Annotated in this window: 3 protein-coding genes and 1 pseudogene; all 4 read left to right on the top strand. The window is 36.3% G+C overall.

Annotated elements, in window-relative coordinates; translation table 11 throughout:
• A partial coding sequence (locus CHB81_RS26370) for a T9SS sorting signal type C domain-containing protein (RefSeq protein ID WP_089354793.1) occupies positions 1 to 2,841 on the top strand: 2,841 nt, incomplete at its 5' end.
• A gap of 181 nt (positions 2,842 to 3,022) precedes the next feature.
• Positions 3,023 to 6,880, top strand: coding sequence for a T9SS sorting signal type C domain-containing protein (locus tag CHB81_RS26375; RefSeq protein ID WP_254921282.1), 3,858 nt, complete (start codon positions 3,023 to 3,025; stop codon positions 6,878 to 6,880).
• 471 nt (positions 6,881 to 7,351) lie between these two features.
• The gene (locus CHB81_RS26380) at positions 7,352 to 11,173 is read left to right on the top strand and encodes a T9SS sorting signal type C domain-containing protein (protein WP_089354795.1); all 3,822 of its coding nucleotides are present in this window, start codon (positions 7,352 to 7,354) and stop codon (positions 11,171 to 11,173) included.
• A 487-nt stretch (positions 11,174 to 11,660) separates the two neighbouring features.
• Positions 11,661 to 13,150, top strand: a pseudogene (locus CHB81_RS26385) (hypothetical protein); the annotation flags it as partial.

A 13,150-nucleotide genomic window follows, 5' to 3' on the forward strand; every position in this document is an offset into this window, starting at 1 on the left:
GCTACTTCGAATACAATAACAATGACTGTAAATCCAAATTTATCAGCAGTTGGAATCACACCAAATACTGCTCAGGCAATATGTGGATTAAATTCAGGAACACTTTTAACGGTATCAGAAACTGGTGGAAATGGAATTACTTCACGTAAGTGGGGTAAACGTTCTGTTTCTGGAGGAACAATTACGGATATAGTGGGTGAAACAGGATCGACTTTTACACCAACAGGAACCAATTTAGGAAATGGAAACTGGCTTATAGTTTGTACATCGACACCATCATGCGGAACTGCAATGGTTTCTAACGAAGTATCAGTATCAGTTAATCCAAATTTACCAGCAAGTGTTAGTATAGCTGCTTCACCTTCGGGAGCAATTTGCAGCGGAACTTTAGTAACTTTTACAGCTGCTCCGGTAAATGGAGGAACTACTCCAACATATCAATGGTACAATGGATTAACTGCGGTTGGAACAGGCTCGACTTACAGCAGCAGTACTTTGGTTAATGTTGATGCTATTAAAGTTGTAATGACTTCGAATGCAAGTCCTTGTTTGACAGGAAGTCCAGCTACCTCGAATACAATAACAATGGCTGTAAATCCAAATTTACCAGCAAGTGTTAGTATAGCTGCTTCACCTTCGGGAGCAATTTGCAGCGGAACTTTAGTAACTTTTACAGCGACTCCAGTAAATGGAGGAACTACTCCAACATATCAATGGTACAATGGGTTAACTGCGGTTGGAACAGGCTCGACTTACAGTAGCAGCACTTTGGTTAATGCTGATGCTATTAAAGTTGTAATGACTTCGAATGCAAGTCCTTGTTTAACAGGAAGTCCAGCTACATCAAATACAATAACAATGTTGGTAAATACGTTGCCGGGAACCCCAATAACAGGAACTCTAACGCAACCAACGTGTGCTTCATCTTCAGGTGGTATAATTCCATTGAGTAATTTACCATCTACTGGTACATGGACAATCACACAGGGAGGATCATTTCCTGGTGTCACTTATTCTGGTACAGGATCAACATATGATGTAAAAAATCTTGCAGCCGGTAATTATACTTTTACCGTTCAGGGTGACGCTAATACTTGTAATTCTTTGGCTTCTGCAAATGTGGTTCTAAATACTGCTGCTGCTAAAGTATGGACAGGAGCTGTAGATGGAAACTGGAGCAATCCTGCAAACTGGAATCCTGTTACTGCAACAGCACCAACAGCGTCAGATTGTGTTGTAATACCAGATGTAGCGACAGTACCTAATGTTCCAACAATTCAAGGGGCAGGAATAATTGTAGACGCATATACACTTACTGTAAATGATAATGCTTCATTAACCGTAAATGCTAAAAATACTCTAAAAGTTGTGAGTACTGTAACAGTTGGTGCTCTAGGCTCTTTAGTTTTTCAGAACGATGCGAGTTTAGTACAAACAACAAATGCAGCAAACGTTGGAAACATCACTTATCATAGAGATACAGAGCCAGTTCGTCGTTATGATTTTACATATTGGTCAACACCTATAACAAATATTGCGCAACCGTATACACTTTATAAATTGTCTCCGGCAACCTTATTAGACAAATACAGTAGTTATGATTCTTCAATAAACGCGTGGGATATAAACCTAAACGGAACAAAAGAAATGATTCCTGGTGTAGGTTATACCGTTAGAGCACCACAAACATTCTCGATTACTAATACTGCAATTTATTCGGCAACCTTTACCGGTACTCCTAATAATGGCGATTATTCGGTTCAGATTTACAATACAAATTGGAGTTTGATAGGAAATCCATATCCATCGGCAATAGATGCATTAAAATTTATTAATATTAATCATAATGCTTCACCATCTGTAGATGTAGGAACATTATATTTCTGGACACATAATACTCCTCCAAGCGGTACGCCATCATCTAATGGTACTTATGATTACACCAGTAATGATTATGCTGCTTTCAATTTATCAGGATCAATAGGAACAGGTGGTGCAAAATTACCTAACGGAAGTTTTGGACCTCCACCAACTGGCGAAATTGCTGCATGTCAATCTTTCTTTATGAGAGCTTCGGGATCAGGAATTGTGAAGTTCACAAATGATATGAGATTAGATGGAAAAAATGATCAGTTTTATAAAACATCAAAATCGAATACTATAGAGAAAAATCGTGTATGGTTAAATTTAACTAATGCAAAAGGAGCTTTCAAACAAGCTTTGGTAGGCTATATAGATGGAGCATCAGATACTTGGGATGTTAATTACGATGCTGCAACAATGAATGGAAATAGTTTTATAGATTTTTATAGTATTAATGAATCCAAAAAACTAGCTATTCAGGGACGTGCATTGCCATTTCAGGATACTGACCGAGTACCTTTAGGATATAAAACTACCGTTGCAGGTGATTTCACCATTGCAATTGATCATGCTGATGGTGTGTTTAATAACCAAGCAGTTTATTTAGAAGATAAAACAACCGGTACAGTTACAAATTTACAAGCGGGTAATTATACGTTTACAACTGCGATTGGTACTTTTATTGACCGTTTTACAATTGCGTATGTTAAGAAAACTCTTGGAACAGGAGATTTTGAAGATGCTCAAAATGGTGTTTTTGTTTCAACAAAAGAAAAAACAATCAAAGTAACTTCTACCAAAGAAACTATTAAGGAAGTAACTATTTATGATATTAACGGACAACTTCTTTACAATAAAAAGAAAGTTGGATTGGCCGAATTACAAATACCAAACTTGCAATCAAGTAATCAGGTATTGTTAGTAAAAGTTACTTTAGAGAACGATTTTACAACAACCAAGAAAGTTATATTTCAATAAATGATGTGAGATTAAAAACTCTCAATTATTTTAAATTATATAAATCCATTCCGTTTTTCGGAATGGATTTTTTTATAGTTACAATGCAAAATATCACTATAAGTGGGTATTGCCATTGTTGTAAAAGAATTTTAAATTTCAGGTTATTCTTATGATTAGTAATAACCTGAAATTTTAGATTTTGATTAGAAGTATATTTTGTTCTTTGATTTTAATGAGTTCGGCATTTTGTTCTCAGCTCTACGCACAACAAGGCAAAGTTGATATTGCTTTTAATACATTCGATAATGGCTTAAATGGAGATGGATTCGATAACATCGTTCGGTCCTTATCATTGCAATCAAATGAAAACTTGATAGTTGGTGGAGATTATTTAAGTCTCAACGGTATACCAGTTTCTTATTTGACCCGATTAAAGCCTGACGGTACTATCGATGAAAGTTTTAGCACAGGAACCGGTCTTAACGGCAAAGTATATACAACCCATGTTCAGCCAGATGGTAAGATTATAGCTGGCGGAAGTTTTACATCTTATAACGGCATTAGTTCAGGAAGACTTATTCGTTTAAACGAAGACGGTACGCATGATAGTACATTAAATACTTCTCCGGGAGCAACAACGGGTATTATTTATAATATTTGTCCGCAGAACGATGGAAAAATTATTATTGTAGGGAGTTTTACAAAATACAATAATGTTACCGTAAACAGAATTGCACGCCTGCTTCCGGACGGAACCTTAGATCCTACCTTTAGTACAGGTTCAGGCTCCTCTGTAATTATTACAAATGCCAGAGTTTTACCAAACGGAAAAATTATAATATCTGGAAATTTCACTGCATTCAATGGCGTTTTAGTTAATAAAATTGCCCGTTTAAATTATGACGGAAGCATAGACACAGCTTTTAATATAGGAACTGGTTTTAATGATGATGTCAATGCTATGGCAGTTCAGAACGACGGTAAAATTATTCTGGGAGGAAATTTTACGGCTTATAATGGAGTTCCGGCAAATAAAATTATTCGGATTAACGAAGATGGCAGTATAGACAATAGTTTTTTATCCGGTTCCGGTTTTAATGGCGGAACTGTTCAAACAATCAAAATAGATTCTCAGGGACAAATAATGATTGGAGGATCTTTTACCGGTTTTTATGATGGTAATGATGTTAATAGAGTGCTTCTTTTAAATCCTGATGGAACTTTAAAGTCAGATTTTGATATAGGATCAGGACCAGGTTCTGCCTCTGTTTTTGCATTAACTAATGATCCGGATGGATCTTGGTTTATAGGAGGTTCCTTTTTAACTTTTGACGGACAAAATCAAGGCAGATTAGTCAAAGTGGCTTCAGATGGAGAACATGATAGCAGCTATTTGTCAGCAGGTGTTGGTTTTGATAATTCAGTTTTAAAAGTTTTAGCATTAGAAAATAATAAAACGATGATCTTTGGAAGTTTTACCAAGTTTAATGGTAACTCTGCATTTAGAATTACCCGTCTTTTAGAGAATGGATTTTCTGATCCTTCTTTTAATTCTAATAAATCAGGAGCAAATAATCTCATTAAATCTGCCATATTACAATCGGATGGAAAAATTATATTTGGAGGAAACTTTACAAAATACAATGACATTATCTGCAATCGTATTGCCCGAATTTTACCTGACGGAACAATTGATGATTCATTTAATACCGGTTCAGGATTCAATAATCATGTCTATACAATGGCAATTCAGCCAGACGGGAAAATAATTATAGCAGGCAATTTTACTGCATACAATGGCACAAATGGAATAGGAAGAATAATTAGATTATTATCTGATGGTTCTCGTGATAACAGTTTCAATGCTGGCACTGGTGCCGATGCTATTATTGACGCCGTTTTGATTCAGCCTGACGGAAAAATTTTGGTAAGTGGAAGATTTAATAGTTTCAACGGAAATGTCTTCGCTCGTTTAGTCCGATTAAATTCAAACGGAAGTGTCGATTCCGGTTTTAAGATTGAGAGTGGTTTTGATAAAAACATTTATGCACTCGGATTACAATCAGATCAAAAGATAATTATTGGAGGTTCTTTTTTAAATTATAAAGGAGCTTCTCAAAAACGCATTCTTCGACTAGATACAAATGGAGATTTAGACACAACTTTTGAGTCTGGCTCTGGTTTTAGCAAAGGAGACGTGCGAAGTATTTTAGTTCAGCCCGATGATCGGATTTTGGTTGGAGGAGCCTTCTCAGGAACCTATAAAAGCTCAACTTCTCCGCGATTAATCCGCTTGTTGAAAGATGGAAATTATGATGTTTCCTTTAATGCTCCTTTAAATAATACTCTTTTTGCGATGGACTTTACACCTGATTACAGGTTGTTGATTGGAGGAAATTTTAATTCGGTTTCTGGAATTTCAAAGCACAGAATTGCACGTTTGAAACTCTGTCTGGATTCAACAACTTGGGATGGAATTTCCTGGAGTAACGGACTTCCATCTGGCGGAAAAGAGGTATTCTTTAAAGAAAGTTTTACTTCTTTGACATCTGTAAATGTTTGTAGCTGCTCTATTGACAAAGAAAAAAAGGTAACATTATTAAGCGGTCAGACTTTGGGAATTGAGTTTTCATATTTAGGTTTAGGGACGCTGGTTTTAGAAGATTCGGCAAGTTTATATCAATCGGATGATGATATGGTAAATAGCGGAATCATTCATTTTAAAAGAAAGACAAAGCCTGTAGTACGATACGATTTTACGTATTGGTCTTCTCCTGTAATGAATCAAAGGCTTAGAGACGTTTCTCCAACTACCTTGTCTGATAAATATCAATCTTATAATAGTTTATCAAAAAGCTGGACGTTTGAGGAACCCTCGACTACTATGATTCTTGGTAAAGGGTATGTTATTAGAGCGCCGCAAGAGTTTTCAATTACAGAAAGAGCTGTGTTTGAGGCTACTTTTAAAGGAATTCCAAATAATGGGAAAATCGAGATTGATTTGGGTAATCCTGACAGTTATAATCTGGTTGGAAATCCTTATCCATCGGCACTTGATGCAGACGTTTTTTTGACTAAGAATGCTTTAAAAATAAAAGGAGCTCTTTATTTCTGGACTCATAATACGCCCATGACCAAACTCAAATATACAAGTGATGATTATGCCACTTACAATCTGGTTGGAGGAGTTGGTACCTCAGCAACATCTTTTGGTATTAATACTACAGAGCCCAACGGATCAATTGCGGCAGGGCAATCTTTTTTTCTACGGAGTAAAGATTTAGGAATTGTCAGTTTTGCAAATGAAATGAGGATAACAGGACGAAATTCCTATTTCTTTAAACCGGCAAAGACTGATAAACCAGTAAATACAAATGCAGTTGAAAAACATAGAATTTGGCTCAATTTAAGGAATGATGATGGCGCTTTTAAGCAAATCCTGTTAGGTTATATAGAAGGAGCATCAAAAGGATTTGATGATCAGTATGACGCTGAAAATTTGAATGGAAATCAATTTATAGACTTCTATAGTATTATTGAAAATAAGAAATTAGTGATTCAGGGACGCGGTTTGCCTTTTGCAGAAACAGATTCTATTGTATTAGGTTTTAAAACAGGAATTGAAGGTGACTTTAATTTTAGTATCGATCATAAAGATGGAATTTTTGAAAAGGTAAATGTTTTTATAGAAGATAACGATTTAAAAACGATTCATAATTTAAAAGAATCTCCATATCAGTTTACATCATCAAAAGGAATTTTTAATGATCGTTTTATTTTGCGTTTCGCTAGCGAAAAATTAAAAGTAGATAATTTTGAGACAGATGCAAATAAAGTTTTAATTTTTGTAAACAAAAAAAATATACACGTAGATGCGATGAAAAATAGTATTAAAGATATTTCTGTTTTTGACATTTTAGGGAGGCAGATTTACCGAAAAAATGAAATTAAAAACAGTAAATTCTTAATCGAAAATCTATCTTTTCAAAACCAAATTTTAGTGTTAAAAATTGGTCTGGAAGACGGATCAAATAGTATACATAAAATAATATTTTAATACTATTTAACTTATTTTTTTAAAGTCATTTCTCATTATGAAATGACTTTTTTTTTGAAATAAATTTTAGTCAAATGCACTTGCCCTGACGTTTTTTTTTGATGGTAAGATTAAATTTTAACATATTTTTTTTAAAATCATCATGTTTTTATAAAATAACTGAAAATAACATATTTAATTTATCAGATGAGTTACATTTTTTAAATGATGAATTACATAAAAAAAAAATATTTATGAGAAATAACTTAAAATAATAAAATCAGGTTTTTTTGACTAAAATATAAGGTGTTGATTTAGATTTAGTTAGTTGAAAATTGTAAATTGTTTAAGGCATTTTAGGGGAAAAATCAGGTTCAAAAACTGAATTTAAAAACCCTGAAAAAGAAGATGAAAATAAGCACAATTTTTTAGATGCTTTTATAGAAAAAAATTGCAATAAAAATCTACTGTTAAATTTTAAATCTACATGACATGAGCAAAAAACTACTTTTTATTTTTTCGATACTACTTTGTTTTGAATTTGCAAATGCTGCAACTATAACAAGTACAGGAACGGGAGATTGGTCTTCTACAACATCATGGGTGGGTGGAGCTGTACCTACAATAAACGATGATGTTATTATAGCTACAGGATCAGTCATAACCATTAGCAGTAATGTTTCGGCAAAATCAATAACTATAAATGGTACACTATTGATTAGCGGCGATCAAACAGTAACAACTCCGGCAGGAAATACTTTATACGTTGTTATTAATGGGACACTGGGTTTTGGTACTGTTACCAACAAGAATTCTATTACTTTTCCTGCGGGAACCAATATAGCTATTAATAGTCCGGGTAAGATCGATGACACAGGGACGTGTAATAATAATGTCGCAATTTATATAGGTACAACCAAGTTTGCTGTTTGTGCAGGTGGTGGTAATTCTGAATATACTTTTGCAGAACTTAATAATGCAGGAGGAACATTACAACCTAATCCAACAAGCAGCGCACCAGCCTGTGTAGGGAATTCACTTACCTTTACAGCAGATAAAACGGGGGCAGTTGGTGATGCAGGTGCGTTGAACTGGTGGTGGGATATAAAACCTTCCGGTTCAGCATCATTTACGAAATATCCTGATAAACAATCTGTAGTATCTTTTGCAAGTGCAATACTTGGGACATATGATGCAAAACTTACTTATACAACTACTTACAGCGGGAACTTTTATACTAGTTCTAAAACTATTTCTGTTACCGTTAATGCTAAACCAATAGCCCCAACAATTACTCCAAGTGGTGCGACAACATTTTGTGCAGGAGGTAGTGTTACTTTAAGCTCTAGTGCAGGAACAAGTTATTTGTGGTCAACTGGAGCAACTACACAAAGTATTGCAGTAACAGCTTCAGGAAGTTATACGGTTCAGGTTGCAAATGCATCAGGTTGTCTAAGTTCAGCATCTGTACCAACAACTGTAACAGTTAATGCTAAACCTGCAGCTCCAACAATTACTCCAAGTGGTGCGACAACATTTTGTGCAGGAGGCAGTGTTACTTTAAGTTCTACCGCCGGATCAAGTTATTTATGGTCAACGGGAGCAACTACACAAAGTATTGCAGTAACAACTTCAGGAACTTATACTGTTCAGGTAACAAATGCAGCAGGTTGTCTAAGTCTTGCCTCCGCGGGAACTATAGTTACCGTTAACCCTAAACCTGCAGTCCCAACAATTACTCCAAGTGGTGCGACAACATTTTGTGAAGGCGGGAATGTTACACTAACCTCTACTGCCGGATCAAGTTATTTATGGTCAACGGGAGCAACAACACAAAGTATTGCAGTAACGACTTCAGGAAGTTATACTGTTCAGGTAACAAATGCAGCAGGTTGTCTAAGCCTTGCTTCAGCGGGAACAACAGTTACTGTTAATCCAAAACCTGCTGCTCCAACAATATCAACAAGCGGATCAACAACATTTTGTGAAGGCGGGAATGTTACACTAACCTCTACTGCCGGATCAAGTTATTTATGGTCAACCGGAGCAACTACACAAAGTATTGCAGTAACGACTTCAGGAACTTATACTGTTCAGGTAACAAATGCATCAGGTTGTCTAAGCCTTGCCTCAGCGGGAACAACAGTTACTGTTAATCCAAAACCTGCTACTCCAACAATATCAGCAAGCGGATCAACAACATTTTGTGAGGGCGATAATATTACGCTAACATCTACAGCCGGATCAAGTTATTTGTGGTCGACAGGGGCAACTACACAAAGTATAGTAGTAACCACATCAGGAAATTATACTGTTCAGGTTGCAAGTGCATTTGGTTGTCAAAGTCTTGCATCTGCAGCAACGATCGTTACAGTAAAACCTGTATTGAACTTACCAACAGTATTTAATACTATACAGCCAACATGCGTTACACCAACAGGAAGTATTTCTTTGAGTGGTTTGCCTAGTACTACACCAACGATGCCTACCTGGACCATTCAACAGAGTGGCCCCATACCAAGATCTTATACAGGCGGTACTGACCCTGATCCTACAATATATACAATCACAGGTCTATCTCCAGGAATTTATAGTTTTACAGTTCAATATGGAGATTATTGTCCTGTAACTATTAATAATGTTGAAATAAAAGCTTCTGAAACAAATATTTGGAATGGCCCTACATTGGGATGGTCAAAAGGAAGTGCGCCAACAAATACATCAACTGAAAGTATAGAATTTGCCGAAGATTACCAATCAGTGGGAGATTTAAAAGGCTGTTCTTGTAAGGTTGATTCCGGAAAAAAAGTAACAATAAATTCCGGAAACACTTTAACGATTACAAACGGATTAATTGTTGACGCTGCAGCGGGAACTAGCCTAACATTTGAGGACGATGCAAGTTTGCTTCAAGTAGACGCTGCGACAAATAGTGGAAATATTATTTATAAACGAGATACAGCTCCGGTTCGTCGCTATGATTTTACCTATTGGGCAACACCAATAACCAATAATGCCCAGCCTTATACGCTTCATGATTTATCTCCAAATACATTATTAGATAAATATGAAAGTTATGATTCTGTAACCGGAGCATGGGATATTAGTTTAAATGGTACAAGGGTAATGGTTCCTGCAGTAGGTTACGCGGTTAGAGCACCGCAATTTTTCTCTATTACTGTTCCTGCAGTTTATTCTGCGATTTTTACAGGTGTTCCAAACAACGGAGATTACACAGTTCCAATTTATGCAACAAAGTGGAGCTTGATAGGCAATCCATATCCATCAGCAATTGATGCCGAAGAATTTATTACTCTTAATCATAATGCTTCACCATCTGTAGATGTAGGTGCATTATATTTTTGGACACATAATACACCTCCAAGCAGTACACCTTCTTCCACTGGTACTTATGATTACACCAGTAACGATTATGCTGTTTTTAGTTTATCAGGAGGAGTTTCAACAGGAGCTTTATTGCCTGATGGAAGTTTCGGACCTCCTCCAACTGGTAAAATAGCGGCTTGTCAATCGTTTTTCATGCTTGCATCGGGATCAGGAGTTGTTAAGTTTACAAATGAAATGCGAATAGGAGGAGACAATAATCAGTTTTTTAAAACAGCGAAAAAAAATACTATAGAAAAAAATCGCATATGGCTGAATTTGACCAATGCTAAAGGAGCCTTCAAACAAGTTTTAGTAGGGTATATAGAAGGAGCGTCAAATGCCTGGGATGAGAATTTTGATGCTGCAACAATGAATAGTAATAGTTTTATAGACTTTTACAGTATTAATGATGGTAAAAAATTAACTATTCAAGGACGTGCATTACCGTTTGAAAATACTGACGTGGTTTTGTTAGGATATAAAACAACCGTTGCTGGAGAATTTACCATTGCAATTGATCATGTTGATGGTGTGTTTAATAACCAAGCAGTATATTTAGAAGATAAAGTAACAGGTATTGTTACAGATCTGCAAACAGGCAATTATACTTTTACCACCGCTATAGGAACTTTTATTGATCGTTTTACTATTAGTTACATCAAGAAAACTCTTGGAACCGATGATTTTGAAAATCTGGCTGAGACTATTTTTGTTTCTGTAAAAGATAAAAATATAAAAGTGACTTCAAGTAAAGAAGCGCTTAAAGAAGTTGTAGTATTTGATATTCTTGGAAAGATGCTTTATCATAAAAATAAAATATCAAATACAGAATTACAGATATCAAATTTGCAATCTGCAAGTCAGATTTTATTAGTCAAAGTAATCTTAGAAAACGGTAATTCTACTTCGAGAAAGATTGTCTTTTAATTGCGAGATTTTTAAAATTAAGAAGCCCATTCTGTATTTGCAGAATGGGCTTCTTTTTTGCAATAACAAAATCATTATTGTACTTTTTAAGCTTAACATTCTTTTTAAAAAATGGACTCCTCTGATTTCAATATGTTAAAATACAATTCTTTAAGGTAAAATGTTTTTGCATTGTAAATAAAATCGTACCTTGTTATAGGTTTTGATCGACGAACTTATATAAAAGCCAGTTGTAATACGAGTTTTATTGCCTACCTCTAAAAACTAAGATCATTTTTTTAGTTTTTTATTCGCCTAAATACTGATTGTTAATTTTAAATACCATTTAATAAACAAAAAAGTACTTAACGTTTATTTCTTCATTTCTTATTAGGTTTCAGAGCGTTTTTTTTACGTTCCTGTTTCGCTTATATGGTATTTAAAGTTTTTAAAAGAATTCTTATTTGATTGTGAATCTGTTCTTTTTAATTGTTTAAAATGCCCTCTTATGAAAAAAATCTTACTTAATTATTTGATTTTTCTTCCATTATTGATGGAATGTTTATTTCTAAATGAGCAAAATAGAAAAAAGCTTATTAGCATAAAGTTTAAACTAATCTTAGTTTTATCTTTTGTATCTGCTTCATTATGGGCACAGCCTCCACATACATTTACTGCCGATGGATCAGTAGTTATTCCGGCAGGGATTACCACTATGGATATTCAGGCATGGGGTGCTGGTGGTGCTGGTGGCGGTGCCGGTAGTTCTGGTTTACTTAACGGAAGAAGTGGCGGAGGCGGAGGCGGAGGCGCATACGCACATGGTCTTATAACTGTCAATCCATTGTCAGGCGTACCTTTAAGTGTTAAAGTGGCTGGAGCGAATGCAGGAACAACTGCGACAGGAACAACAGGAGGCAGCTCAACAATACAAGGTTTTGAAGGGGTTATTTTGGCGGTCGGTGGAGCAGGAGGTACAGCCAATACGGCAGGAGGTGCGCCAGCTGGCGGAGCAGGAGGATTAGCTGCTGCTTCGATTGGTTCAATTTCAACAGCCACAGGTTCAACTGGAGGATCTGGAAATACTATTGTACTAGGTTTGACACTTACATCTGGTGCTGGAGGTACAGCTGGAGGTACAGGTGGAGGTGCAGGTGGAGCAGCCCTTTCCACTTTATTATTGGGTAATGGACCGGGCAACAGCGGGAGTCCACCTGGTGGTGGTGGTAGTGGTGGATTGCAAACGGCATTAAATTCCCCACAGCTTGGTGGTTCAGGTGCTCACGGACAAGTTATTGTTACTTATACTTGTCCCACTTATAATATTACAGGAATATCGGCAGCTAATGTTTGTATCACATCACCAACATCATTAGTTACAGTAACAGCCAGTGCAGCATCTTTGCCTGTTGGTATTTATAACGTAACTTATAGTCGCGGTACTCCGGCAGCTACAGGATTATCAGCAACAATGACAGTAAGTGCAGCCGGTACCGGAAATTTTACGGCTGTAGGCTTAACAACTGTTGGTACGAGCTCAATTACCGTTACCGCATTAACATCGGGAGTTTGTACTTCTCCTATTTCAGGAATTGTGGCCAATGTAACAATTTCTCCAACGACGGTAGCCGGATCAGTTAGTGGAGGTACTGCAATTTGCAATGGAGCACCAAGTGCCCTTTTATCATTAGCAGGAAATACAGGCGCAGTAATAAGATGGGAATCTTCGGTAGCACCATTTTCAACCTGGCTACCTATTGTAAATACAGCAACTACATATACTTCTGGAGCGCTTACAGAAACTACACAGTTTAGAGCAGTAGTACAAAGCGGCGCTTGCACTGCGTTGAATTCTGGTCTGACAACCGTAACCGTTAACCCATTACCCCAAGGAAGCTTGTCAGCCAATGGCCCTTTTTGTGCTACAGGTGCTGGACAATTAACCTTTACTGCTACTTCAGGCGTAGGACCATATACAATAGTTTACAATGACGGAAC

This window comes from Flavobacterium sp. ov086, assembly GCF_900187965.1.
GTDB lineage: Bacteria > Bacteroidota > Bacteroidia > Flavobacteriales > Flavobacteriaceae > Flavobacterium.

Bases quoted from the DNA above. Each gene is read 5' to 3' on its own strand.
- CHB81_RS26380 (WP_089354795.1), top strand. From the start codon at position 7,352: ATGAGCAAAAAACTACTTTTTATTTTTTCGATACTACTTTGTTTTGAA.